23 protein-coding genes and 1 pseudogene are annotated in these 24,012 nt (G+C 57.7%); 5 read left to right on the top strand and 19 right to left on the bottom strand.

Features of this window, described 5'->3' with window-relative positions; translation table 11 throughout:
• Positions 1–450: integrase core domain-containing protein (locus EN818_RS07980; protein ID WP_135906525.1), on the top strand; the 450-nt coding region annotated here is incomplete at its 5' end.
• A gap of 11 nt (positions 451–461) precedes the next feature.
• Positions 462–1,430: a DUF418 domain-containing protein gene (locus EN818_RS07975; RefSeq protein ID WP_135904145.1), complete on the top strand. Its 969-nt coding sequence runs from the start codon at positions 462–464 to the stop codon at positions 1,428–1,430.
• Positions 1,431–2,224: 794 nt separating this feature from the next.
• Here EN818_RS07975 and EN818_RS33550 read toward each other — a convergent pair.
• Positions 2,225–2,441, bottom strand: a pseudogene (locus EN818_RS33550) (transposase); the annotation flags it as partial.
• A 524-nt stretch (positions 2,442–2,965) separates the two neighbouring features.
• Here EN818_RS33550 and EN818_RS07970 point away from each other — a divergent pair.
• Entirely contained in the window at positions 2,966–3,178 is a 213-nt protein-coding gene (locus EN818_RS07970) for a cold-shock protein (RefSeq protein ID WP_008874821.1), read from the top strand.
• A gap of 228 nt (positions 3,179–3,406) precedes the next feature.
• Here EN818_RS07970 and EN818_RS07965 read toward each other — a convergent pair whose 3' ends face one another.
• From EN818_RS07965 to EN818_RS07940, 6 genes are all read right to left on the bottom strand, one after another.
• The gene (locus EN818_RS07965) at positions 3,407–3,877 is read right to left on the bottom strand and encodes a MucR family transcriptional regulator (protein ID WP_024505385.1); all 471 of its coding nucleotides are present in this window, start codon (positions 3,875–3,877) and stop codon (positions 3,407–3,409) included.
• 894 nt (positions 3,878–4,771) lie between these two features.
• Positions 4,772–5,314 carry a tetratricopeptide repeat protein gene (locus EN818_RS07960; RefSeq protein ID WP_081714429.1) on the bottom strand — a complete coding sequence of 181 codons (543 nt, stop codon included), beginning with the start codon at positions 5,312–5,314 and terminating at the stop codon, positions 4,772–4,774.
• A 53-nt stretch (positions 5,315–5,367) separates the two neighbouring features.
• The gene (sctV, locus tag EN818_RS07955) at positions 5,368–7,431 is read right to left on the bottom strand and encodes a type III secretion system export apparatus subunit SctV (RefSeq protein ID WP_024505383.1); all 2,064 of its coding nucleotides are present in this window, start codon (positions 7,429–7,431) and stop codon (positions 5,368–5,370) included.
• 232 nt (positions 7,432–7,663) lie between these two features.
• Positions 7,664–8,554: a hypothetical protein gene (locus EN818_RS07950; RefSeq protein WP_024505382.1), complete on the bottom strand. Its 891-nt coding sequence runs from the start codon at positions 8,552–8,554 to the stop codon at positions 7,664–7,666.
• Between the two features lie 117 nt (positions 8,555–8,671).
• Positions 8,672–8,914 carry a nodulation protein NopA gene (locus EN818_RS33545; RefSeq protein ID WP_224570034.1) on the bottom strand — a complete coding sequence of 81 codons (243 nt, stop codon included), beginning with the start codon at positions 8,912–8,914 and terminating at the stop codon, positions 8,672–8,674.
• Between the two features lie 71 nt (positions 8,915–8,985).
• A complete protein-coding gene (locus tag EN818_RS07940) occupies positions 8,986–9,315 on the bottom strand; it encodes a hypothetical protein (protein ID WP_081714433.1) in 330 nt (109 codons plus the stop codon).
• A 1,348-nt stretch (positions 9,316–10,663) separates the two neighbouring features.
• Between EN818_RS07940 and EN818_RS07935 the strand changes: the two genes are divergently transcribed.
• Positions 10,664–12,778, top strand: a complete 2,115-nt coding sequence (locus EN818_RS07935; RefSeq protein ID WP_245454733.1) for a hypothetical protein — start codon at positions 10,664–10,666, stop codon at positions 12,776–12,778.
• 525 nt (positions 12,779–13,303) lie between these two features.
• Here the strand turns inward: EN818_RS07935 and EN818_RS07930 are convergent.
• The 12 genes from EN818_RS07930 to EN818_RS07875 form a co-directional block, all read right to left on the bottom strand.
• Positions 13,304–14,107 carry a hypothetical protein gene (locus tag EN818_RS07930; protein ID WP_024505378.1) on the bottom strand — a complete coding sequence of 268 codons (804 nt, stop codon included), beginning with the start codon at positions 14,105–14,107 and terminating at the stop codon, positions 13,304–13,306.
• A 356-nt stretch (positions 14,108–14,463) separates the two neighbouring features.
• Positions 14,464–15,501: an EscU/YscU/HrcU family type III secretion system export apparatus switch protein gene (locus EN818_RS07925; protein WP_024505377.1), complete on the bottom strand. Its 1,038-nt coding sequence runs from the start codon at positions 15,499–15,501 to the stop codon at positions 14,464–14,466.
• Complete coding sequence (sctT, locus tag EN818_RS07920) at positions 15,498–16,316, bottom strand: type III secretion system export apparatus subunit SctT (RefSeq protein ID WP_024505376.1); 819 nt, start codon at positions 16,314–16,316, stop codon at positions 15,498–15,500. Before sctT ends, EN818_RS07925 begins: the two co-directional genes overlap by 4 nt.
• 8 nt (positions 16,317–16,324) lie before the next feature.
• Complete coding sequence (locus EN818_RS07915; protein ID WP_024505375.1) at positions 16,325–16,600, bottom strand: EscS/YscS/HrcS family type III secretion system export apparatus protein; 276 nt, start codon at positions 16,598–16,600, stop codon at positions 16,325–16,327.
• A 2-nt stretch (positions 16,601–16,602) separates the two neighbouring features.
• The gene (sctR, locus tag EN818_RS07910) at positions 16,603–17,268 is read right to left on the bottom strand and encodes a type III secretion system export apparatus subunit SctR (RefSeq protein ID WP_029354851.1); all 666 of its coding nucleotides are present in this window, start codon (positions 17,266–17,268) and stop codon (positions 16,603–16,605) included.
• A complete protein-coding gene (sctQ, locus tag EN818_RS07905) occupies positions 17,261–18,289 on the bottom strand; it encodes a type III secretion system cytoplasmic ring protein SctQ (RefSeq protein ID WP_095769044.1) in 1,029 nt (342 codons plus the stop codon). The genes sctR and sctQ overlap by 8 nt, the downstream gene beginning before the upstream one ends.
• Before the next feature lie 89 nt (positions 18,290–18,378).
• The gene (locus tag EN818_RS07900) at positions 18,379–18,891 is read right to left on the bottom strand and encodes a hypothetical protein (protein ID WP_032899688.1); all 513 of its coding nucleotides are present in this window, start codon (positions 18,889–18,891) and stop codon (positions 18,379–18,381) included.
• Entirely contained in the window at positions 18,867–20,225 is a 1,359-nt protein-coding gene (gene sctN, locus EN818_RS07895; RefSeq protein ID WP_024505372.1) for a type III secretion system ATPase SctN, read from the bottom strand. Before sctN ends, EN818_RS07900 begins: the two co-directional genes overlap by 25 nt.
• Entirely contained in the window at positions 20,222–20,845 is a 624-nt protein-coding gene (sctL, locus tag EN818_RS07890; protein ID WP_024505371.1) for a type III secretion system stator protein SctL, read from the bottom strand. The genes sctN and sctL overlap by 4 nt, the downstream gene beginning before the upstream one ends.
• Positions 20,842–21,480 carry a nodulation protein NolU gene (locus EN818_RS07885; RefSeq protein ID WP_306462680.1) on the bottom strand — a complete coding sequence of 213 codons (639 nt, stop codon included), beginning with the start codon at positions 21,478–21,480 and terminating at the stop codon, positions 20,842–20,844. The genes sctL and EN818_RS07885 overlap by 4 nt, the downstream gene beginning before the upstream one ends.
• Positions 21,473–22,336 carry a type III secretion inner membrane ring lipoprotein SctJ gene (gene sctJ, locus EN818_RS07880; RefSeq protein ID WP_024505369.1) on the bottom strand — a complete coding sequence of 288 codons (864 nt, stop codon included), beginning with the start codon at positions 22,334–22,336 and terminating at the stop codon, positions 21,473–21,475. The genes EN818_RS07885 and sctJ overlap by 8 nt, the downstream gene beginning before the upstream one ends.
• Positions 22,337–22,345: 9 nt before the next feature.
• The gene (locus EN818_RS07875) at positions 22,346–22,855 is read right to left on the bottom strand and encodes a nodulation protein NolB (protein WP_024505368.1); all 510 of its coding nucleotides are present in this window, start codon (positions 22,853–22,855) and stop codon (positions 22,346–22,348) included.
• Positions 22,856–23,042: 187 nt separating this feature from the next.
• On the opposite strand from EN818_RS07875, the gene EN818_RS07870 reads away from it, so the two are divergent.
• Positions 23,043–23,741: a secretin N-terminal domain-containing protein gene (locus EN818_RS07870; protein ID WP_024505367.1), complete on the top strand. Its 699-nt coding sequence runs from the start codon at positions 23,043–23,045 to the stop codon at positions 23,739–23,741.
• Positions 23,742–24,012 lie beyond the last annotated feature (271 nt).

Genomic DNA, 24,012 nt, shown 5'->3' with positions numbered 1-24,012 from the left:
TTCGTCCATGTCTGCATCGACGACGCCTCCCGCATCGCCTTCTCGCAGATCCTGCCCGACGAGAAAAAAGAAAGCGCCATCGCCTTCCTCAAGGCGGCGGTGGCCTACTACGCCAGCCTCGGCGTCACGATAGCCCGCGTCATGACCGACAACGGCTCCTGCTACAGATCAAAGGCCTTCGCCAAGGCCTGCCGCGATCTCGGCCTCAAGCACGTCAGGACAAGACCCTATACACCCAAGACCAATGGCAAGGCCGAGCGCTTCATCCAGACAGCACTGCGCGAATGGGCTTATGCCATCGCTTATCCGACTTCAGATCACCGCGCCGCAGAGTTGCCGGTCTGGCTGCACAGATACAATTGGCACCGTCCCCACGGGAGCCTAAAGTCCAAAACACCTATCAGTCGCCTCGCTCTAACCGAGGACAACCTGTTGAGGCTCCACAACTAGTCGGGTTTCTGATGGAACTAACCCATGGGCGGCCGTCGGCCCTGTTTGCCGTATTGGCCGGTTTTTCAATCCTCCTGATTACAGGTCGCAAGGCGCCGAAGTCGGGGATAGCCGGTAGACAGGCCATCGCCAGAGTCGCAATTCGTGCCCTTGTTTTGCTCGCGCTTGGCTCAATCCTGGGCTGCCTCGGTACCCAGGTCGAAGTCATCCTAGAATACTACGGAATTTGCTTCTTGTTGGTATTGCCGCTCCATCGGCTCAGCGCATATCAGCTGGGCTTGATCGCTGCCGCTACGGCATTAGTTCTCCCGCAAGTCCGTTCCTCCCTTCTGTCGGTTGCCCCCAACCTCCTCGACCCGGTCTTCAACCTCATGGTCAACGGCTACTATCCCGCGGTGACCTGGGTTCCTTTCCTCATCGCTGGCATGGCCATCGCGCGCCTTAATCTTAATACGCTAGCAGCGCATTGGCGCCTTGGTCTGGCGGGGGTCGCGCTGGCCGTGTTGGGCCATGGGGGATCCTTGCTCGCGCTGAGTTCCCGCGCTTTGACTGAAACCTCCTTGTGGTGGTCTGACGTTGACGGCGCTTTTGAGCCTTCCAAGTCGTCATTTATAGTCAAGTCGTCATGGATAGCCGCACCTCATAGCGAAACGACGCTTTCGATCGTGGGCAGCACCGGTTGCGCAATGATCATCTTGGCGGCTTGCATGCTCGCTGTGGATGCGCTCCCGCGTCTGCGAAAGCTGGTCTGGCCAATAATCGCAGTCGGCTCGATGTCTTTGACGGCCTATGTGCTGCACATTGCGGGAATAGCCTATCTTATGAAGATAAACATTTTCAAAGACGAGAGCCTGTCCACGCTCTTTGGCTTCGTTGTGGTTATCAGCACTTTTGCGGTGCTTTGGCTGCGCGTCTTCCAGCGAGGACCGATGGAAGTGCTGATGGGTAGGGTCGCAGATCTCGCGCGTCACATCCGCTGAGCACCGCCGCGCCCCGGCCTCCCGATCACATTACGGACAAGGTGGGGCTTTGTCCAAAGCTTGTTCGCGGCAGGGGAGGGTACTTCCTCCCACCCTGCCGCCTTGTTGATGGAAGCTAAAACGGTCGCGCAGGCGCTAGAGTTGCATCGGCATAATCAGCTTAAACTCGCGAAGTTAAACCCGCGGTTGGTCTATCTCGGCCCGCCTCACCTGAAAGGCTAAGGTATCCGTTTCGGTCAAGGGTTTTAGGGGCCATTTTCGCTGCGCCTTGAGGAGAGCGTTTGCTAGGATGAGGAGCTTTCGCAACAAGATGATGACCTTTGCGGGTTTGCCTGCCGCCTTTAGCGCCTGGTATTTTGCCTTGAGGTCGGGGTTGAAGCGCAGGGCGAAGGGCCGGGCATGTAGAGGGCCTGGCGAACATTGGCCCGGCCGCCCAGGCGCGGCCGCTCCATTTTGCCGAGGCCGGCGAGGCTTGCGGCCTTTGGTTCCGAGTTCCGGCATGTCGATGGTGAGTGTGCAGGCGGTGGCATCCGATGCGCCATATGCTGGTCAGGATTTCGCGGCGCTGGACAGCGTCGGGATCGGCTTTCATGAGGGTAAGCATCGTCTGATCGATATCGCTGAGTTCACGTGGATCTGCTTCCAGCCACTCGTTGTTGTGGCGCCTGAGCAAGGCAAGCGGTCAAGGTCTGGCTCTGGTGCTGGCTGCGGTGCGATCCCCGCACGGGCCAGGTGCCGATCGTGTCGACGATCCACCTCGCCGCGACCAGAGAGCTGCTACTCTCTTCCGCTGTTCATTCTGGCCTCTTCGCAATGAATGTCATAAAATCACCTGTCGCAATTAATGGTTTTTGATTTGGCTCCAGCAGCTGGCAGATATCGCCGAGAGTTCCGCAGAGAGCGTCGAAAGTTTTGGCCGCCTTCTTCCGCAGCCGCGCCTTGAGTTTTGAGCAGACCTGTCTTGATCGGGTTGAGATCGGGCGAGCATGGCGGCAGGATCAGGAGCCAGTGCCCTTTGGCCAACCAGTGGGCGGCGCGTACCTTGCCGACAATCTGGGGTTCCGAACCCGACAGTTGGTTTTCAACCCGACAGTGGCCCGCCTCAGAGCAGGCTACCGCCCTTCGGAGCAGGCAGAAGCTAATCGAGGTTCGCGGGTTCCGGTTTGAATGTGCAGGTCGCTGCGCGCCTGATCTTTCGGTCTGGCGGCACATGACAAAAACCCTCATTTTGGCCGACGATACCCGGTCAGGAGCGGGTATCGCAGTCGAGAAGCGACCCGAGCACGTCCACAAGATGTGCCGAGTTTGCAAGGTGTGTCATTGTTTCTGTCAACGTTCGAGCGACAGCGCACGACGAAACGTCTGGCATACGCCTCGTCTGGCACGCGCCTCGCATATGTTGCAGTTGCTGCTGGAGATCAGGCGATCGAGTGGGCCTTGCAATTTTCCGATTTTGATGCGCCTAAAGTCTCGTGTACAAATCAGGCTGGCGTGAATGGCCTGCCTAAGTTGCGACTTATTACAAAGGAATGGATATGGCGACTGGAACGGTGAAGTGGTTCAACAGCACGAAGGGTTTTGGTTTTATTCAGCCTGACAACGGCGGTCAGGATGTCTTTGTCCACATTTCCGCTGTTGAACGAGCGGGCCTGTCGACCCTTAATGAGGGCCAGAAGATCAACTACGAGGTGGAACAGGATCGCCGCACGGGAAAGTCCTCTGCAGGCAGCCTCAGCAAGGCTGGCTAACGGTCCGGGAAAGCCTTGGCAAGGTTCGTCATCGCCGGAACGCATTGACGGCTCGAAACCCGGGCCGGAGCATGCAAGTTAATGCCGCGGCAGGGATTGCTGGAGCCATCATGAATTACTCTGGAAATGAGGCTCTTGGACGGGAAAGGCGGGGCTCATCCCCGCCCTTTGATTCCGCGCAGATTGGGCCAACGGCTGCTGCGCGTCCGAACGACTGTTGATACGGATTTAGGCTGCGACCTTCTTGCGGGTCCGTTTCGCCGGCGCCGTGGCTGGGGCTTCCGGCTCTTTCGGTTTGCGGCCGAGTCCCATGGTCTTGGCCAAGGCGGAGCGCGCAGCGGCGTAATTCGGCGCCACCATGGGATAATCCGACGGCAGACCCCATTTGGCGCGATATTCGTCTGGGGTCAGACCATAGTGCGTCGCCAGATGGCGCTTTAGCGATTTGAATTTCTTGCCGTCTTCAAGGCTAATGATGTAGTCCGGTTCGATCGACTTTTTGATCGGGACAGCAGGTTTTTTTACAGGCACAGGCTCTTCTGCCGGTATGAGTCCAGCCGTGCCGTTTAGAGCCCCGTGCACTTGGGCGATCAGGGCAGGAAGCTCCCCCGCCGGGACGGGGTTGTTGGAGACGTAGGCTGATACAACATCGGCAGTGAGCTCGATGAGGATGTCGGTCTTGTGGGGTTCTTCTGTCATAAACTTCTCCGGGCAGCTTGAAACACAGTTGGGCGAAGTGTCGCTTCATAGTGGCGGTTGCCGCTGAAAGCAAATGGATCGACGGGTGCGCTGCTCCTCCACCATTGAAGTCTCGGCGACGCATCCCGTCATCGTCCATCGCTAAAGGCAGCGTATTGAATTATGGGAGCGGTCGCGCCCGCCCCACCATAGCGATACAGCAAGACAATCAAAAAAGCCGGTCTTTGCTTGGCCCCAAATCTTTTCTCCTTTCGTGAACGCTGAGCTGCCAAGCTGCTACAGTTCACCTCGCGGGGCAACCGTGCACAACACAGGAGTCGCCCGAGCGATACATTCTTCACTTGCCGCTTATCAGCGCTGGTGATTGCACTTTGCAGCCTGCCTCCGGACCCGCAGCGCTCACGCTGTTGGTTTTGCGCCTGCAGGCGTCGGAAGTCGGATCGCCGCAGCTAATTTCCTCAGGCGGACGAATTCAACAAATCGATTGTTTGGATCGAAGGCATCCACACCATCGATGCCTCTAGAATAGGATCCAGCTACAATCACCGTGCTGTAATGGCAGGGACGGCCAGCACAAGCGCGACACGATCCGGCGGGTCCATCGCTGCGTTACGTATTCATGGCTACTGCATCGGGCGCTCGGTCGACCGCCTTAAGCCAGGTCGCCGCATTGCGAGACGGTGACCGGCGAGGGAGAGGGCGCTCTGGCAACGAAGCGAGGCGGGTGGCCTTGCGGGTGGCCGCGTGATGTCATCCGGCTCTCCTGCCGATCTCTGCCGGCCAGATCTGGAGCAACTGTTTTGCATAGATATGGCTCTCTTCAGGGGGCCATCTATGATGGGAGCCGAGCGCGTGTTCGAGCCGGGGAACAGGCTGCGCATGCACTGTGCCCACCTATTGCGATCGTGCTAACCTTGGTTGTTTGGACTTGCCGTTAAAGGCAAGCGACAGATTGAAGTTATGCTGCACCATCTGATTGCCTGGCTCGTTTTCGAGAGCTCGCCGATACAGGGCCTGTGCCGCGTCATGCCGCCCCTCAATGTCCAAAATCACGCCCTTCGCATTCAATGCACGTACGTTTCCTGGGGCTGCAACCAAGACGCTGTCGAGCACCTCAACCGCTTCGTGCGGGCGCTTCTGGCCCACCAAGGCATTTGTAAGTCGTATCGCCGCATCAACATTGTCCGGGTGCTGCTTCACCTCATCCCGCAAAGCCCGCTCTTGAACATCCTGACCAACTTCGCGCAAAATGCGTTCGCGCATAGCCGGATCGATTTGATCGGCGCTGAGCAACTCGGGGGAAGATGTCTCCTGCACGGAAAGAGCCGGCTTTTGCCAGCTGGCGCAACCGCCCAAAGGCAGAATGGCGAGTACGGCAAAAAGAAGTGAGTTCCGGCGCAGAAACATAGGCGATGGAGAAACTGTATTACTATTCATGTTATCTCTCAGTTATCGGGGAGGCGCGTGGCGTTCAGTTAGGAAAGGTGGGACTACTCTAACAATCCGCTGTTCGATCCGTGCGGGAGTGTGACGGATCCTGCGGGGCGAATTGTAAAGTCGGAGGCGAGGTCTTGATAAGACAGCACGGCGAGATCAACCCCGTTTCGCGTCAGAAAGCCGCGGACGAAACGTCGGACATCCATCGACGTCAACAGAATAGGGCGGGTTTGACCCGGTTCTGCGTTCGAAAGGACCTGACGTATCTGTGATAGCATCGCTTCGCTTTGCCGATCCTCCAGTGCGAGATAGGGGCCTGCATCCGAATCTCGAACCGCGCCACGCATCACATCCTCGCTCTCGCGCTCGACGACCAGGGCGGACACGATGCCCTCCGTGTTGGCATGGCGGTGGCAGATCTGTCGCTTCAAACCAGAACGGACATATTCCGTCAGCAGGGCAACGTTCTGCTCACGCTCGCTCCATTCGGCCAATGCCTCCAACACGAGACGGGTGTGGCGGATTGGGATACCTTCCTCCAGGAGGCGGCGCAGAACATCGGCAATCCGAGGAATCGGCGTCGTGCGTAGCACCTCTTTCACAAGCTCAGAATATTCCTGCTCCATTCGGCCCAGGAAATGTCGGGTCTCTTGGATGCCCACCAATCGCGGTGCGTAGCGGGTCAACGCTGCATGGACGCGCAAGGCGAGGAGTTCGCCGGGAGCCCTATGCTCCGTGCCGGCGCCCGTAAGGGCCTTTGCAGGGGTATGTTCAACCGGGAGTGTGTCCGTTTTCGGCTCACGTCTAAGGGGGACACCGCTCGAGTCGACGTGCGCTACATCGGCTCGGAGCGCCATCTGGTTTGGATCTAAGGCGTCCTGTTCGACTGGCACGCCCTCGACATCAATTCGGAATTGCGATTCAGGCAGCTGCTCGTCAACCAAGACAGGGATGCGAGGAACGATAATGCCCAGATCGGCTGTGACCAGGAGCGAAACGCGCCCAATATGTTTTTGCAATTCGGCTTGATCGACCGCCTGCATAAGATCTGGCGCTAGAAAAAATGCGATCGGGAATTCCTTCGCAGGCGCGGCTTGCTTAGGCTCCGCTGCAGTTCCACCTTTCGCATCGGCAGTGCCGGCGCCCAGCACATCAGCCTTGACAATGCTTACCGCAGCGAACACTGCGGCCAGCATCAGAAAGACGGGGAGGGGAAACCCAGGAACGAACCCCATTACAACCAGGACGCCGGCCGCCAGTCGCAAGGCTCGAGTGCTGGCCGTGAGCTGACTGACCATTTCTGTACCGAGGTTGATCCTCGCCGTCCCAGTCACACGGGTGACGATGGTCGCCGCAGTAATGGAGAGCAGAAGGGCCGGAATCTGCGATATCAATGCATCGCCTATCGTCAGCAGAGTGTAGTGATGCAGTACCTCGCCGAAGGACATGCCCTTGGAGAGCAGGCCGATCGAAATTCCACCCAGCATGTTGATGCAGATAACCACCAGCCCGGCGATGGAATCGCCCTTCACAAATTTCATCGCGCCGTCCATCGCGCCATAGAGTTGGCTTTCCTTCTCCAATTCGGCGCGCCGCCGGCGGGATTCGTTGGCATCGATGTGGCCGTTGCGTAGCTCTGCGTCGACCGCCATTTGCTTGCCCGGCAGAGCATCCAGCGTGAAACGCGCCGCCACTTCTGCCACCCGTTCGGCACCCTTCGCGAGGACCATGAATTGCACCATGGTGACGACCAGAAATATGACGAAACCCACCACGATATTGCCTGAAATGACGAAATCGCCAAAAGTATGAATAATGCTGCCGGCCTCCCCCTCGGCCAGGATCAGTCGCGTCGTTGCGACCGTGAGCGCGAGACGGAATACAGTGGAAATCAAAATAACGCCGGGCAAAGAGGAAAAATCAAGTGGAGTACTGACATACAGGGCAACCATCATCAGCAGTATGGCCAACCCCATATTGAATCCTATCAGGGCGTCGACCACCACGACCGGGATAGGCATGACCATCATCGCGACAGCCAGAAGCAGCATCAACGCAACCATTAAATCCGGGCTGGCCGGCGCACGCTTGATGAAGTCACGCAGGACGTTGGCCATCGAGACACCTTTGCAATCGGTTGAGACTTACTCTGCTGTTACGCCATGAAACGTGGCTTTCGAACTCCGAAGGCGCCTCAGCCTTGGCCAGCGCGTGACCCTGCATGAGAGCCACAAGCAGGCGCGAAATGGCTGGGCAGCAAATGTTTCCAACGCAGCCAGCTTGTCAGCACCGAGCGCGACAGGATGTTTGGCTGGCCATAGAGTGCTGCTTGATGGGGCCTGCGAGCTTTCAATATTGGAGAGCAGCAATGCGGCCATTCCTGCTCAGCAGCACACGGCTGTCCTCAATACGTTCGACCACCCATCCATCAGCCAAAATGGCGCCGACAAAATACTTCTCGCTGTCGATGACAATATATGGTTGGACCCCATGCCACACAGCTTCGACCGCGATTGCGGATGGCGCCTTCTCCTCTTTGATGAGCACTCCGTTCACCAGTGTTAGAGTACCCTTGGTGCGACGATCGAACGATTGCTGAAGCTTCTGCCAGCTGATGACCGATTCAGACGTGACGGTGCCTTCGGCGGTCACAACACCCTTTGCCGACCCAATCTTGACGTCGAGAAGACCCGCTCGATCGACTTCCTCCTGCAGCTCTTGGGCCGCTGCCTCCGTAAGTTCATTGTCAGCGCGGTGACTGATCGTTCTGGACGCGACTTCAGCCCGAAGTGAATTGGGGCTCGATCCACTTGCATTGCCAAGATAGGAGATCGTGCCTGAAAGCGCGCCGATCCCGAGTGAGCTGATTATGACCATGGCGAGCACACCGATCGGTAGGCGCGGTATGCCGGTCGAACCAGGCGGCTCTGCATCCTGCACGGACAAAGCAATGGACATCTCGCCTACGAGCAGGACGACAGGAAGGGGCACAACAACGGACTGGCCTGCGGCGATATTCCGGTTGCCCTCGATACTGAGTCCGGGTGCAAGCGCCTCCAGTTCGATCGACTTGCCAAGAAGAGTTACACGAAGGTGATGCGGTGCCAGTCCCTGCTCGACAAAGACCAAATCGGCATCGAAGCCGCTGCCGATTAAACACTTTTGAAGATCCGTCTTGCCGGTCAGACCGCAATAGTGCCCCGAACGCACTTCGAAACGGAGGGAAACGGCGTCATCCACAGAGCATCTCTCAAACAGGATAGAAGCCGCATGGCAATTGCCATGCGGCTCATTTCGGGACTACGTCGCGTCAATAAGGAGACGCGCTAGGGGGCAGTCTAAAACCCGCTTCCGACATTACGAAACGCGTTCGTCGGCGGCCTTCTTGATGGTCTGGAGATTGGTCGTTAGAGTGCGCAACTGGACACTCCTTTTCGTCGCCTCCAAGCTAACATTGGTTAGTTCCTGCACTTGCGCCTGAAAAGCAGTAGCATCAGCTCCGCTTGTATTGCCGGGAGTGCCACTGTTAGTTTTATCGGTATTGCCGGCGCTACTGGTATTGGTATTGCCTGATTTTTTATTATTATCAACTGCAGCCATGATCATTCCTTTTTCTGTTGGAGTTGTGCCGTCAATAACGGCCTGTATGACCTCACGCCGGATTTCCCGCGTCAGGCATCTTCTGTGTCATCCAAAGCTTCATCGGCCTCAGCCATCGCATCGTTCGCGAATTGGAACGCGAACGATCGCAGGATACTTTGGAAGGCTTCACTTTGTGCTGCAGACTGTGAGTTGTCTTGAAGTTGATCATTTGAAACGGTCCGGTTATCCGCCCGATCGTTCCCGCCAGCTGCCTTGCCATCATTCCCACCAGCTGGCTTGCCATCATTGCCATCAGCCGGCTTGCCATCACCAGAATGCTCGGATTTCGAATCCCCATGGCCCTTTCGGATCAAGGAAGTCCCGAGGTTGCCAACTCCACTCCCAATTGCTGCTATCATCAGGTACTCCGGCATTTGCCATTGGCGGCGACGTGTTAAAGGTTAGCCTCGATCAAGCTAAGGGCGGGAGCTTTCGAGAACCTGACGGCTTTTGACAAAAACCGGCCAGCGCAAAAACGTATGCTCTGCAGGATGTTGCTCTCGCATCGAACAGTCGACCACGATCTCGGCTGTTCGGCCAATCCCGCCGTCCACGCATGCCGCGACCGAATGGCAGCCGCAGCAGCTCGTTTGCATCCTCGATGCTGTGGTGTCGAACAGGAGACACGGTCCACGTGCTGCATGACCGCAATGACCGTATTCTTGCTGGCTCCACGGGCGCACGCAACGAGCAGGAACTCGGTCTTTGCATCACCATTCTCTCGCCTGCACATCACGGCCCGGCGCGGTGAGCTCATTGGCTTCGAGAAGGTCGGCGACCGTACGAACATGGGATGGTCTGCCGGCTTTGGGAGGCCGGTGCGGATCCTCTTCTCACCATATCGAAAGCTTGAAGCGGTCGGATTTTCTTGCCCTGTTCGTGAGAACTCCCATCGTCAGCTAATCGTCAGCCAAGCGGTCTATCTAGGCCGGCCGTGCCTGACCTTCGGATCCAAAGGTCCCGTCTCGACACTTTTTGTAACTATAGATCGAAATGGTCCGCGTGATACGCAACGCACACGCTTCTCTGAAGCAAATGTGTGACTTTGTCGGTGGCGAACGAGAGGAGTGACGCATCAATAAAATCGTCAGGCACGTGTCTAGGAAGGGGAGCTAGCCGAGTTGGTCTGATTTCATTCGCTGTTCCTGGAAATCGGCGGACTGAAGCGCTGATAATCTCAGGACATCGATGGCAACGTTGCGAAAGTCCTGTGAGCTCGGGCCAATCTTGGCCTGCTACTGAGAAGCACTTTGGCGGGAACATTACGCCGTCGCGGGTCTGGCTGACCGTGACGTTAACCGAAAGATGCCGCTGGTCTCGTCAGCCGCCAGCACAATAGCAGCACATTCTCGCCTACTACGGAGACGCAATATGAAGGGCATTGGCCGACCACGGAAATCGCAGGCTGAAACTGGAGCCAGCCGCGCGGGGCGGGCGAGCAGTTCCCTTTCGCAATCAAGTCTTGCTGCGGGAGAAGGTGGACAGTCATTCGATTCCGTTGTGGAGCAGATGCGCTCTGGGGACGCCGATAGGAGGCCCTCCTCCCTTCCAGTTGCGCGCGGTCCAGGCGATGCCCGCGAAAGTCTGCCAGGCGCCTCGATTGGCGAAGATCAAATCCTGAACACACCGCGACGTGGAGCCGCTGCGCCACCACGCGGAACCGTAGCGCCACGTGGCGCAGCCGCAAGGCGGCGCGGTTCTCCCTCCATGTCTGAGGGCGAAGCCATGGCGCCGGTCGGTAGCCAACTATCAACCGCGCAGGTGGAAGGCACCAGCTCATCGTCAAATGAAGATATCAGTCCGACACAGCTCAGAATGAACAGTCTTGTTCAACAACTGACTGATTGCGAGGCTGCGGCCAGGAAAACCGACGTCCCCGAGGAGGCGGTGGAGCTGATCAGTCGGGTCGTCGATGCAGCCTCAGCAATTCTGGAGTACCGCGCTAGCCTGCCTGCGGCTGAGGCGCAGACAATTATGCCAGACGACAAGGTGCGTAGATGTTGCCAGATCGTGTGCGACGCCGCGAATGAAGTAGACAAACTTGGCCTGTCGACGATCACGAAATTGGACAAAAAGACCAAGAAAGCGGCAGGTATGGTCGATAAACTCTACTCCTACTCCCAGGCGGACCGGCAGGAGCTGTTGATTTTAAATGTGGAGAACCACCATACGGCGGCAATTAAGTGGTGGGAAAAAAAGGCATGGCGCTCCGAACGGCAGCGATCCGCCTGCGCTGCCACCGCTAGCCTATCCAGTGGAACGCCCGTGATGCGGGAAGCCGAGCGGTGCGCACTGCGGCTGCGTGCCGGCTCGGTACTGAGTGTCAGGATCTGGCTGGTCCGTGAGCGGATCGGTCTTGCGCGGGCCAAGATTGAACTGCGGGCGAGCAGGTTCGAGCCAGATTTGAAGGAACTCCTCGTCGGTCGAAATGGAGTGGTGCAGCTGATGGCAAGCGCCGCTCAAGAAGCTCTTCGCGCCCTCTCTTTGGCGAAGGGCATAATGGATGATGGCAAAACACTCAACGCTCATGATTGCGCGGTTGTAGAAAAAATCATGGAGCGGCTTTCGGATTTTGGATTGGCGTTGCACGAGGTGCATACCAAGCTAAGCCATACCTACCCAGATGCCGGCCTCCCATTGAAACTGTTCGAACGGATCGTGGACGATGCATGGATCACTGCGCACGATGCCATGCACTTGTTGAACCTGCAGTCTCCGCCGTCAGCCATCATGGCGCCACAGGCCCAGGCGGGCGCTGCGATGCCGGCCAGGGCAGGCGCTGCGATACCGGCTGGCACTGCTGGTACGGCTGCAGTGTCAGAAGGCACTACAGCGCGAAGGAAAGGGAAGTCAAAGCATAAGTCGGCAGCTCGCGCCGGGACTTCTGCCGCCGGGCAGCCATCAACACCAGTCGCTGCGAACGCCGGCACAGTGCCAGCAGCCAAGGTTCTCGCGCGCTCGGATCAAGTTGCGAGTACACAGGTGAGAGCGCAAGAGGTGGCTGCGAGTTCGTCGGGGGCAGGCTCGACAATCGGGGGCGCCGCGTTGTCAATGGAGGTATTGACGGAGCGGCTCAAACGATTGGACGAACTTTTGCAGTTCGATCTGGCCGGTCAGCAAAGCGTCGTCTCCCAAGTGCGCCAGATGAAGCCTGAGGAGGCCGGTAAGGTCGTGGACGATGTGGCCCAGTACCTGCGAGCCCAGGCCATTGAGATGCAAACCTGTCTCGCCGGGTTGCAGGGGCGTAATGTACGCCTGCTACTCACCTCCACCCAGCTACCCAAAGTGCACGAACGCACAGACCAGCTCAAAGGGTTGCTGAACATGGTGCTGGGACAGGCCAACGCATTGAATGAAGGAAAAGCCGGCATTACGACTGATTGCATGAAGACCTACGCATTTCCGGCGCAAAAATACCTGGAACATTTGTGCAATGCCGACGAATTGATGCCGCCGGAGGCACCGGTCGCGCTGCGTGGCGAGCCAGGAAAGCTGTTTGAGATGAAGCTGCAGCCCAAGATGCTGGTCAATGGTGCGATGCCGAGCCCGATGTGGGTGCACATCCACACGAGTCGCCCCGTCATGGCCAGAAACTTGGAAGGGCTGGCTGATTCCGAATTCACCGCTTGCCACGTTAAATCCAACGAACAGCGCGGCTACAATCGAGAGCGAGAGGAAGCCGATGCTAGGTCCGGTCGCGAGAAGGTCATAATTCATCGCGGCAAACTCACCCCCGCTTTCTGTAAGTCCTTGTTGACCTCAGGGCTTGGCCGCCAACCACGCCATTCGCGTGCCGAGCTCCCGTCGGCGCAGGCTGCATGACAGGGCACTCAGAATGCGGCCGGCCACGCTGTGAGTCAGCGAGCATTTCTCCTGGCCAAACCGCGAATGCCGCTGCGCGAGTTGCGGTCCGGCGATTGGAGTCGATCGGCTACCGTCAGGGCCGATTTGCGATGTCGCGTTACCGGCTGTTGACGTGGCGGCGTATCTTGCCTCCCATCCAACTTATCGCCGAGATCGCGCCGCCAAGATCGAGGCGGAAGGTCTTCCTGCGAGCGCGGAGCAGGCATAGCCGATCCGATCGGGATCGGCGCATCGCAACGACCCAACGGTGTGGTGGAGAAAATTGGATTCGGGAGAGCTCGGTTCCAAGAGGCGGAGTTCCGGCCCGAATACAATCCGCTCGCAAGCACCCACGATGCGCATCCGCAGTTTATTGTCTGGGAGATGGGCTGGATTGCTCGGCGGCGCTGGCGCTAAGGCGGGGCTGTCGCCGGACAATTAGCATTCACTGCCAACAGCCTTGCAACCGTCACCAGTTGCAAGGCTCGGCGGCGGGTCGACAAATCACATGAAATCGTCGTCGGACCCGCTATCGCTGCTGTCGCTATCCTCGGTTTTGTGGAGATAGAGTGGAGGTTTGCCTGCACGCTGCCACTCACCGGCACTGTTCTTCGTCCATTTGTCGGGATGCTGCGTAGGGTCAAGCACCAGGTCGCCATGATCCACTTCAACAAACCCCATCGTCTGCGCGCGCGCTTGTGCTTCCGGATTAGCCGCACGCCAATTCAGCAACGGTCGGTCGCCGTCTATCCGAAGTTGATGCTCCAGCAGAATATCGCCCGCATTTTCGACGAGCGGATGGGCGACTTGAAGATCCACTATGGAAGTGACCTCAGTTCGACCAGGAAATTGTTCCCGCCAACTTTCCGATTCGAACTCGTTCATGCTGAATCCGCCTTCCATTCTCAGCAGTCCGGCACTCCGGTCTCCCAATTGGTAACTGAAATATCGCGCGTGCTCCGTATCTCGACGGATGCCATATTGCTGAGCAACGTCCGCGGTGCGCCTGGCTCGTGACGATACGAACTCCGAATACTCTTGAGGATTGTCGGCGATGTGCGTGATTTCATCACCATGAAATTGCCTCACCTGTCTCCTGAAGGAAGTCCTGTTGATCTCCACCACAGGAGGTCGGGAATTGAGGGAGTATGCTTGGGGAGCCGCCGATGATGAGGCGCCGCTACCTTCCGATCCGGATAAGTGCATTCGGGCAAATGTGTCCGCGAACCCTTCGCTTCCTGCATCCGATTGCTCGCCGGCATTATGCGCGCGGTAACTATCGGATGAGCCACCAATTCGACCATACATGACGATTCGTACTCCTATGTTTCGCAACCGAGCTCAAGTTAGCACGGCTGTTCAACATAGGGCGCTTAGTTGACGACTAGCTGACGAGGGCATTCCAACGGCTGCACCAATCAAATCCGCACTGCCGGCCTCAAAACCTCGGACTGCGCCACGCACCGGCCAGCAGAGGCTGCAAGGTCATGCCCGGAGGACTTGCCGTAGTTGCTGGGTGGCAGATCCGAGGGGAGTGATTGCCCCAGGCCCGCGGTTGCGCGGTTGGCCTGACAGAGACACTGGGGCACGGATGGCCAGCCGACATTTGCCACTAGCATGGAGCCAGGTCAGTTTTGAACTGGGCAGTCGTGGACTTCCAATGACTAGGCCAAGCCTGCGGCAAAGAATGCTTTCGCGACAGGCTGGAAATATTGCATAGGAACCGCGTGGCCGAGTTTTGTAGTGCCTATCAGCTGACGCGCTAAGACATGGTCATGGACGATCGTCAGGCGTAGTGCCCGCGCCTCGCTCAACACATGTGAAACGCGCTCACCTTCGGCACGGCAAACTAAGAACGGCACCCCGGTTTCACCGCGAACGTAACGCAGACCGATCAGGACCGCCCTTCCTGTTAAGACCAGCGTGGCGCGATGCACGCCAAGCGCAGGCTCGTCGGCCGCCTCCTCGCGGATGCGACGCTGTTCACCTTTCAACTCTGGCGCTCCTTGCTGATCCTTCGACTCGCGCGTCACTTCGGTATTGGTCATGCGCATTTCGCGCAGATACAACGCGCGCTGGAGCAGAAGATCGATCAGTCCGCCGACCAGCAGTGCGCCGGCGCCAATTCCCATCAGCAATTTTGTCTCCATAAAGATGAGGCCAACACAGCCCATGCCGCAGATCGGCAGAGGGACCATTGTCTTCCACATCCCGAGAAGGACAATGGAAAAGGTTGCGCTGAGAACCAATACCTTGAACATGGTCTTGCAGACTTCGACCATGGAACGAGCAGACCCCAAGCGCTTCAGCCCTTCAAAGGGGTCAATTTTCTTAAAGCTGAGCTTCATCGGCTCCAGAGAGAAGACAAATCCACCATTGGCTAGCAGGCTGGCCAAAATCACCGCGGCGACAAGGGTTCCAAGCAGCGGGCCAACAGCCGCGACTGTGAGTTGGACGAGCACAACCAATGCCTGCGGCACCGCGGTATCGAAAGGTAGGCTCTGCAACTTGGTGGCTAATAGGAGCGCTTCCCGGCATTTGTCCTCGATCACGCTGCCTCTTAGCCAAAGGTAGCCGAGCCCAGCGCAAGTCCCGACCGCGCGGACGAAATCGGAGCTACGTGGCAGCTGTCCTTTTTTGCGCGCTTCACTTAACTTCTTCGGGCTGGCGGCGTGTGTCTTCTCTTCACTTGTGTCGCTCATGGCAGCAATTTGTCGAACCACTCCAGCACGCCGTTGGCACGTGTGACCTCCAGTTTCATGCTCTCCACCAGATAGGCAGCGTAGGTGACCATGAGAACTGGAAAGACAATGTTCTTGATTGCCGGAGACAGTTGGCTCGCCTTAAATTGCGGGGCAAAGCGACGCAGCAGCATCATCGATATATCAATCAGTATCAGGAAGAACACGACAGGCCCCGATACCAATAATGCCGTGCGCATTATGCTGTCGAGAAGCCCCAACAACTCCATTGCTCCTGGCCCACTCAGTGTCGGGTGAAACTGATACACCGGCCAGATCAAGTAGCTGCGGTACAGGACACTGATCAAAGTTTCCAGGCCTCCTGATCCGACGAATATGGCAATCGCAGTGATCCCCAGAAAAACGCCCATCGCGGAAGCCTGACTGTTCGTCGCGGGATCGGCCGAAGCGGTCGGGCTGCTGATGCCGCGTTGGTTGTCGATAAGCTCCCCGGCAGCCTGAAGGCCCCAAAGCGGAATGCCAAGAAAAGTGCCAAGGAGTACACCGACAAAAACTTCCTTGAATCCGAGCAGGGTTAGCTGGATCAGGCGCGTATCAGGATCCAGCGCCGGCAATCCGCCGCTGACGTGTGCCAGGCATGGTAGTGCGAAGCCAACAGCCAAACAGCCCCGGATCAGCCCACTGATCTGCGAGCGTGTGAATACGGGAAAGATCAGCATGATGCCCATCGCGCGGGCTGCCCCAAGACCTGCCGCAACGACGAGTTCGAGAGCCGTCTGGATCAGAATTTGAATATCGGCCGATGGCGCGTCCATGGGGCGGACTAGTAGCTAAGTGTCATTGCGGGAAACTCGGTGAAGATCTGATCGGCTAGCTCTATGAGCGGGGCGCTTAGCACAGGAGCAAACAGCCCAATCACCGCGACAACGACCAGAAGCTTCACGGTGAGCGGCAAGCTTTCATCCTGGATCTGCGTCGCCGCCTGGAGGATGCCGATGACGAGGCCGACAACCACTGATGCAATGAGCGGCGGTAGAATCCAGATCATGAAAACCACCAGTGATTGGCTCATAAGAGTAATGATGCTGGATTCAGTGATGATCAGCCTCCCGGTAACGTATAACTCAGCACAAGCCCATGCATCAATTTTGACCAACCATCAATGGCAACAAACAAGAAGATCTTGAACGGGACAGATATAACAGTTGGTGAGACCATCGACATACCCATTGCCATCAAGATAGTTGTCACTATCAGATCTATAACAATAAAAGGCAGATAAAGTAGAAATCCTATCTCAAATCCGCGCTTCAATTCTGATAGCAAGAAAGATGGTACAAGTATTGCAAAGTCATCAGGCGTGGCTGCAGCGTGCATTTCCTCTGGCCAGACCTTTTCTGTCGAAGATAGGAAAAATCGCCGCTGCTCTTCATTTGTGAATTTCTTGAGATGCTCGCGCAAGGGCTCACTTCCGGCTTTAGCGGCGCTTACCCAGTCGTCGAATGTCTGATAGTGGAGCTTGGGATCCGACATGCGGTCATAGGTCTGCTCAGCAACGGGCGCACTAACGAACATAGTGAGGATCATCGCCGCGGCGTACAGCACCACATTGGGTGGTATGGTCTGGGTCCCGAGCGCATTGCGGACGAGGAAAAGAACAATTGATACCTTTACAAAGGCCGTTGTCGTGGCAACTGCTAAAACCAGCAGACCGAGTCCGGCGGTAACCGCAAGAAGCGCCAGGATTGTCGGCTGAGCTTCACTCATTGCATGCAAACCCGCCACGGAGCCTGATGCCCAGCTCTTCTCCGATGCGGACAATGTCGCCACGCCCGATACGCTGACCATTGGCCACTATGTCGACCGGGCCGTCGATCGGCCATCCAAGTTCAAAAATATGCCCTTCGCCGGCACTTCTTAATTCCCCAAGAGAAATAGGCCAGCGGCCGCATTCAAAGACAAGCACGATCTCGACATCGTCGAGATCCTTAGTAAGCTCCAGTTGCGATCCGGGTTGTGTCATATGCGCACTCTCCAAAGGACACGGTCGCGGGCGGAAAGGCCCCCGCAAGATTAATTCATCGCCGTCAAGATCCGCCTCGGCGCACAACTGGCCGACAGCTAGGGTGATCTGGCCGCGGCCGAACGGCGCAATATCGGGCAACAATGCATCACCGACACATGCGCTTCGAAGAAGCGCCGCAGGAAGGCGAAGCGTGCCGACCTCTCCTGCAACAATGAGCGGGAGCTCTGGAGGCAGCCCGCCCAGCTGCCGCGGCAACTGGGCAAGCAGTTCGCCTAGCGCGCGAAACGCAGGCGGTACTAAGCCGTCAAGTGGCGTGAACAGGAATAGACGGCCCTTGCCCTTGACCGCGCCGAAAATGATGTCGAGTTCAAGATGAGGAGCCAGCATCGTGGCTTCGCATACCCGCACGAGTTGCACGTTCAGACGCGTCGTCTCCTCCAGTCGAGTGACAAGCGGCTCCAGAGCGAGTTCGAGAATTAGCGAAGCAGTTGGCTCGGAAGGGAAGGCCAAGCCGTTCTGCACTGTCGTGATGAACTCCTCTACGAGCGGGCGCGACAGTGACAAGATGACCGTTTCGGCTCCCACTCTCCAGACGCAGTCAAGCATCGGAATGGCAGCAGGTTCCTGCTGCCAGACAAGCCCTGCCGTTCGCACCGATAGCGGCACCTCGTTGATCCGGCTTTGAAACGGCGTGCGCGGCGCTGCTGTATCATTGAGCCACGAGACAACCGTGTGGGACAGTTTCAGAACTGGTTCGAACATGGCGGGTGTGACCGCAGCGCCTATCAAAGACTGCACGGTCGTGTCATTCGGACGACCTCTTGCGACCGTCGGATCCGGTTGCGCGGCATTTAGGCAAGCGACCCCCTCGCATATTTCAGCAGTATCTCATCGTCGGCCTCGATCTCGGCTGCGGCCTCCGAATGAGTCTCGACGGCGCGCCGCACGTCGTCCTCGATTTGTTGCCATTTGTCCCTTGCCGCCGAACATATGACCCATAGCTCCCTCGTCCTGGACGCCGCCATCTCAGCCTCCTCTTGAGCGATTTGGGTATCATCAAGCATCTGCCGTCTGGAATTGATCTCAGCGGCAAGTTGTTCAGTGTGAAGGCGGTGACGGTCGAGCGCTGCGCTAGACAAGTTGTCGAGTGACATCAGATGCTGATAGAGCGCTGCTTCTTTTCTTGAACAATGTTGCTGTATCATTGCAAGCTCCCTAGAGGCATTTTGTACGGCTGAGGCGGCCACATCGCGCTGGGCTTCCTTCTTGGACAGCTCGCCAAGGGCACGACGCTCTTGCATTTCCTTCAGAAGCCGTAACCTCGAAGACTGAATCCAGTTTACGCGGTCAGACGCGACATCCATGCGACCGTCTCCTCGAAATCTGACGCGTCATCTTCGCTCTGGCGCAGAAACTCCCTCAGTTCGTCGATTGACGCGACAGCCCGGTCAGTCAGGGGATCTCCACCTGGCTTGTATTCGCCAACATTGATCAAGAACTCGGTCTCGGCATAGCGCGACAGGAGCTCGCGGAAAATGGATGCTGCCTTGCGATGTGTCCCCGAAACGACTGCATCCATGACGCGGCTGCGACTCTGCAGCACATCAATAGCGGGGAAATGCGATCGCGCCGCAATAGCGCGTGAGAGGATGACATGGCCATCGAGAATACCACGCGATTCCTCGGCGATTGGATCACCCGTGCCATCACCCTCTACAAGCACCGTATAGAAGGCCGTGATTGAGCCCCGCTCACCCATGCCGGCGCGCTCGAGCAGGCCTGGCAGCATGCCAAAAACGGAAGGAGGAAAGCCCCGTCGCGTCGGCGGCTCACCCGCAGCAAGGCCTATTTCGCGCATAGCGCGGCAGAAGCGCGTCAGCGAATCCAGCATGAGAGCAACGCGTAGGCCTTGATCGCGGAAATATTCCGCGAGCGCAGTCGCCATTGGAGCGCATTGCGCACGCTCTACCGCCGAGCGGTCGGATGTTTCAACCACGACGACCGTACGGAGAAGGCCCTCTTCACCAAGATTCCTTTCGATGAATTCACGAACTTCCCGTCCACGTTCGCCTATGAGCGCCACTATGACGACGTCAGCGGCGGCACCCTTTACGATCTGTGACAACAGCGTCGACTTGCCACCACCTGGCTCGCCATAAATCCCGATCCGCTGGCCCTCGCCGCACGTCAGCAGACCATCGAGGACACGGACCCCAAGCGGGAATGGCCGCTCAATCATGCGCCTCGTCATCGGATTGGGGGCTCTGCCATGCAGGGGCCGAGTTTCGACGGTCTTGATTTCGCCTTTGCCGTCCAATGGGCGGCAACGACTGTCGATCACGCGACCGAGCAAATCGCCGCCGACGGGCACCTCACGCATTCGGCCAGTGGCCACGACCTCTGCGCGGCTGGATAGGCCCACCAAGTCCCCGATCGGTGTCAGCAATACACCATCACCCGACAGGCCGATCACCTCGGCCTCGAGCGACAGCCCGGTTCGCGGGTCCTCTAGGAGGCAAAGTTCCCCAATACGAGTGTCTGGCAAGACGGCATGAACCAGTGTGCCGATAGCCCGCGTGATCCGACCGCGCACCGCACGCGTGTCAATTCGCTTGGCCGCAGCCCTCAAAGACGAGATTGCTGGAACGAGAGCTCGAGTGTCGGCGTCAGCGTTATGTTCTGGGACGGGCTTTCTCATAGCTCGCCTTTCTCACAGAGCGTCCCGAAACCAAGGCGCAGCGCGCGCATCTGGGCGTCAAGTCCAAGGTCAACATTGCCGTACTCGCTCCACAGCACGCAGCGTTGCGGCGACAATGTCGGGTCGGGCTCGATCCGCACCCTTGGTCGACCATCCTGGCCGTCGCATCGAGCAAACTCTCGTGCAAGCATGTCGACTTGCATGGGAGAAACATGAAGGCAAACGTCGGCGCCGCTGTATTGACACTCTATGGCGTGACGAACAGCCCTCACCAATAGCTCGCCCGGATCGAAAGCGCCGATAAGATCGCTCAATATTTCCATCACGAGCTGCGGCAATTCCTGCTCCAGAGCCGCCTTTCGTCGCGCGATTTCGGAGATTGTCTCCGCAATCAACCCTGCCATCTCCTCGGTGCCTGCATTCGAGCCCTCCATGTGGCCGCGCGCCCACGCCCGCTGGTAAACCGCGCGTGCCCAGTTTCGAACGCGCTGCCGATGCCGTTCTGCCGCGGCAAGGGCTTGCGCGGCGCTGTGCCAGGTTTCGAGCTCGCTCGCGGGTATCAGTGGTCCGACTGGACGCATCTGCGGCGCTATTGGCCCCTCGGAAAGTTCGACTGTCATTTCACCGGGGTCTCTGTCTCAAAATGAGCTACTACAAGTGAAAGCAATTGGCCGGCGGCGGTCCAATGCTCATGTGCTGGAGTCTCCGCGGCAGTCCCCTCGGGCAATCGAAGAAGCACGCGGTTACGCTCGGTCGCTGAACTGTCCTGGAGCCAAGCTCCAAGACATGCGTGTCCATCGTATTCGATTTGCTGAGCGAGTTTTTCTGGGTCCGAGATCAGTCTTTTGTCAACAGCATGCAGCAGGTGTCGGATTCCGAATGCGTGTGCATCCACGCCGATGCGTTTAACAAGGATGGCAAGCTCAGGCTGAGAGACAAACGCGACCAGCGAACGGGCATGCCAGATACTACCAGCAAGAAGGGCCGCTCGATATGGATCATGCCCGCGTAGAAGGTCCGGCCTGCAGCCGATGTGGTTCAGATCCACGTCATCGTTGCCCAGCAATTCTGCCAGCCTTGGATGCAGTCTGGAACACTTCTGCAACTTCACTAACGTTTCGGCCGATAACGCTGGATCAAGACGCGCCGCAAGACGGGTTGGATGGGCCGAAGCCGCAAGCTCGCTCGCGCCCGGAAAGTGCGGACCATCAGGTCGGGCGGTCTGTATAGGCATTGGCAATGAGATGTCACCCACGTCCAATTGCAGGCATTCTTTTGCGAATGGCCTCGACAGCAGAAGCATCCCGGCGCCCCTCGACCTTGGAAACGCCGGTTGATTGCTTGCGCCGACGCGTAACAACGCCGATCAAGAGATAACAGGCCACGGCGAATACGGCTGCGGCAAAACCTGTTACGGTCGCCAGAAGTGGCGCAGGAAGAGGTAGTGATGCTTGTGGCAAAACAGCAGTCGGATCGGGCCGTTGCTCGTGTGCGGACCGTTCTACCGGCACCAAAACCACTTCCACCTTATCGTAGGACAGGCCTTCGATGCTGTCGGCTACAAGCATCTTTATCTTTGGCAGCAGAGCCGCGACATTTGTTTTTGCGTCGTGCCTGATAAACACCGAGGCCGAGGATGGCGTGGCACCGGCTCGCACAAGGTCGTTATGCGGCAGCACGACGTGAACACGTACAGAAAAAACGCCATCGATATCGCTGATCGTCCGCGACAACTCTTCGCTCAGGGCATACACGTAACGGGCACGCTCTTCGGTCGGCGAGGCAATCAGGCCTGATCCTTGGAATATCTCACCGAGGTTCTTGAAGGATTGGCGCGGCAGCCCCTTGGCGTTCAGAAGGTTGATTGAGAAGGCGAGCAGCTTTTCGTCAACCTGGATCGTGCTGGTTCCATCCTTGGCGACCACCCGGATCGCGGCGACCCCGTTGTCTTCAAGAAGTGCGAGCATTTCATTTGCCTCACGCTCTTGCAATTGCGTGTAGAGGTCGGCTTTGCAAGCAGTGAGGGCGACGAGAACTGGCAGCATGACAAGTCTAACCGACCGCCACCCTGACAGGCCACGCATGATTTCGCCCTCGGCCAAGCCAATCATGCGCGCGGTTCAGCCTTCCTTCAAAAGTTTATTCACGGATGATGTGACGCCGCTGACGCCTTTGGAGATAAGCGCCACCTGGGTGACGCCGTTGTAAACATCCCGAAGACCAGCCATCATCGTTTCGAAGTCTTGCCCTTGTTGGGGAATGCCCGAGATTCCGGTTCCCGCCTCACCTGGAACGGGAAGCTTCTGCGCCGGTCCCGGTAGAGCGCCCTTCGAAAGGGCTATGTCATGGTCGAGCGCGGGGAAGGAAACAGTGTTGTGTGGATATAGGGAGGAAATCGTCTGCAACACGCGATCGCCCATGCCGCTCGTCGGCGCAGCCGCGCGCTGAACATCCATCGCCGCAGCAACTGGCGCCGCACTCGCTGGCCCCGCGGCGGCATCGTTTTTCAGCGAGTCGGCTGCATGCCCTAAGGCGCGCTCAAACTGGGCCTGCTCGACAATCGACGGTGATCCGACCCTGGGGAGGCCAGCCGTTAGAGTGGCAGAGATCGACGTGACAGGCATCATCATGTAAGGACTCGGTTGCTCTCTCTGACCGGGCGAGCCCCGCCCATTCATCACCCGGTGTCGGCGCAACACTCCTAGGGGGGCAAGCTGACAACAAGCTGACTAACGGCGGCGTCATTTCGACAATCTAAAATCTCTTCGGCAATTTAGTCACTTGTGATGATTTCAGCGTTTGGTTTATCAGTGCGACATGCCGAGAACGCTTATCCAACCCGTCACCCTGCATGTTTTGAGACTTCTTTGTGCCGGGTTTTTTCTGTCCACCGGGATTCACCCGGCGCATGCAGTCCCGCTGTCCCTTCCGGCGACACCCTATAGATACACGGTTCTGGATCAGGAGCTCGCTGCAGCGTTGCAGGAATTCGGCAACAACCTGAATATCAGGGTCAACATCAGTCCTGCGGTGAAGGGGCGAATTCGCGGACGTATGCCTGATTTGCCACCGCGCGCGTTCCTCGACCGCTTGACGAACCTTTACGGTCTACAATGGTACTATGACGGCCTTGTGCTCTATGTGTCTGCTGCACAAGAATCGCAAACTCGAATGCTTTTGATGACGTCGATTCGCTTCGATGCGTTCAAGGGGGCTCTCGACAAGCTTGATATCTCCGACGAGCGCTATGTGGTCAAACCCGTGCCAGGCAATGGCCTCGTCTTCGTTTCCGGTCCACCGCGCTTCGTCGCACTCGTGGAGCAGACCTTTAACGGCTTGGTGGCGCAGGCGCAGGCGCAGACTCACATAGCGGCAACGCCAAAGGAATCAGTGCTGATCTTGTTTCGCGGCTCCTCCACTACGGTCGTTCGCGACGGACGACCGGATGCTTCTTATTCTTCTGACATCCCACAACAGGATAGCGTTGGCGGGAAGCCTGAGCTGGGCAAGAAATGAACATTGAGGATTTCCCGCAGCTCTGAAGAACATGACTGCGGCTACCCCTTTGTGAACTCTTCGCAAACTCGTCAGTTTCTCGAAAGCTAATCCGCTCATGATGAGTCCCGGCAGCTCTCGCGGTGACTCCGGCCATTGTGTTGGACCGAACCTTGGAGCCGGCCCGGAACACAGCAATTGAAGGCAGGGCAGGCGCATTCGTGACCTGCCGACGCTTGGAATTGTCGAATTTTGTGAAACGCAAGGGATCTTCTGTCGGGGTCTCTTGTGG

The organism is Mesorhizobium sp. M3A.F.Ca.ET.175.01.1.1, from assembly GCF_004791945.1.
In the GTDB taxonomy this organism is placed as follows: domain Bacteria; phylum Pseudomonadota; class Alphaproteobacteria; order Rhizobiales; family Rhizobiaceae; genus Mesorhizobium.
The sequence above is the reverse complement of the archived record's forward strand: the minus strand, read 5'-3'. Positions and strand labels throughout refer to the sequence as shown.

What these genes read in the sequence shown, in the direction of transcription:
- EN818_RS07975 (WP_135904145.1), top strand. Translation starts at nt 462, where the DNA reads ATGGAACTAACCCATGGGCGGCCGTCGGCCCTGTTTGCCGTATTGGCC.
- EN818_RS07970 (WP_008874821.1), top strand. Translation starts at nt 2,966, where the DNA reads ATGGCGACTGGAACGGTGAAGTGGTTCAACAGCACGAAGGGTTTTGGT.
- EN818_RS07965 (WP_024505385.1), bottom strand. Translation starts at nt 3,877, where the DNA reads ATGACAGAAGAACCCCACAAGACCGACATCCTCATCGAGCTCACTGCC.
- EN818_RS07960 (WP_081714429.1), bottom strand. Translation starts at nt 5,314, where the DNA reads ATGAATAGTAATACAGTTTCTCCATCGCCTATGTTTCTGCGCCGGAAC.
- sctV (WP_024505383.1), bottom strand. Translation starts at nt 7,431, where the DNA reads ATGGCCAACGTCCTGCGTGACTTCATCAAGCGTGCGCCGGCCAGCCCG.
- EN818_RS33545 (WP_224570034.1), bottom strand. Translation starts at nt 8,914, where the DNA reads ATGGCTGCAGTTGATAATAATAAAAAATCAGGCAATACCAATACCAGT.
- EN818_RS07940 (WP_081714433.1), bottom strand. Translation starts at nt 9,315, where the DNA reads ATGATAGCAGCAATTGGGAGTGGAGTTGGCAACCTCGGGACTTCCTTG.
- EN818_RS07935 (WP_245454733.1), top strand. Translation starts at nt 10,664, where the DNA reads ATGTCTGAGGGCGAAGCCATGGCGCCGGTCGGTAGCCAACTATCAACC.
- EN818_RS07930 (WP_024505378.1), bottom strand. Translation starts at nt 14,107, where the DNA reads ATGTATGGTCGAATTGGTGGCTCATCCGATAGTTACCGCGCGCATAAT.
- EN818_RS07925 (WP_024505377.1), bottom strand. Translation starts at nt 15,501, where the DNA reads ATGAGCGACACAAGTGAAGAGAAGACACACGCCGCCAGCCCGAAGAAG.
- sctT (WP_024505376.1), bottom strand. Translation starts at nt 16,316, where the DNA reads ATGGACGCGCCATCGGCCGATATTCAAATTCTGATCCAGACGGCTCTC.
- sctR (WP_029354851.1), bottom strand. Translation starts at nt 17,268, where the DNA reads ATGAGTGAAGCTCAGCCGACAATCCTGGCGCTTCTTGCGGTTACCGCC.
- sctQ (WP_095769044.1), bottom strand. Translation starts at nt 18,289, where the DNA reads ATGTTCGAACCAGTTCTGAAACTGTCCCACACGGTTGTCTCGTGGCTC.
- EN818_RS07900 (WP_032899688.1), bottom strand. Translation starts at nt 18,891, where the DNA reads ATGGATGTCGCGTCTGACCGCGTAAACTGGATTCAGTCTTCGAGGTTA.
- sctN (WP_024505372.1), bottom strand. Translation starts at nt 20,225, where the DNA reads ATGAGAAAGCCCGTCCCAGAACATAACGCTGACGCCGACACTCGAGCT.
- sctL (WP_024505371.1), bottom strand. Translation starts at nt 20,845, where the DNA reads ATGACAGTCGAACTTTCCGAGGGGCCAATAGCGCCGCAGATGCGTCCA.
- sctJ (WP_024505369.1), bottom strand. Translation starts at nt 22,336, where the DNA reads ATGATTGGCTTGGCCGAGGGCGAAATCATGCGTGGCCTGTCAGGGTGG.
- EN818_RS07875 (WP_024505368.1), bottom strand. Translation starts at nt 22,855, where the DNA reads ATGATGATGCCTGTCACGTCGATCTCTGCCACTCTAACGGCTGGCCTC.
- EN818_RS07870 (WP_024505367.1), top strand. Translation starts at nt 23,043, where the DNA reads ATGCCGAGAACGCTTATCCAACCCGTCACCCTGCATGTTTTGAGACTT.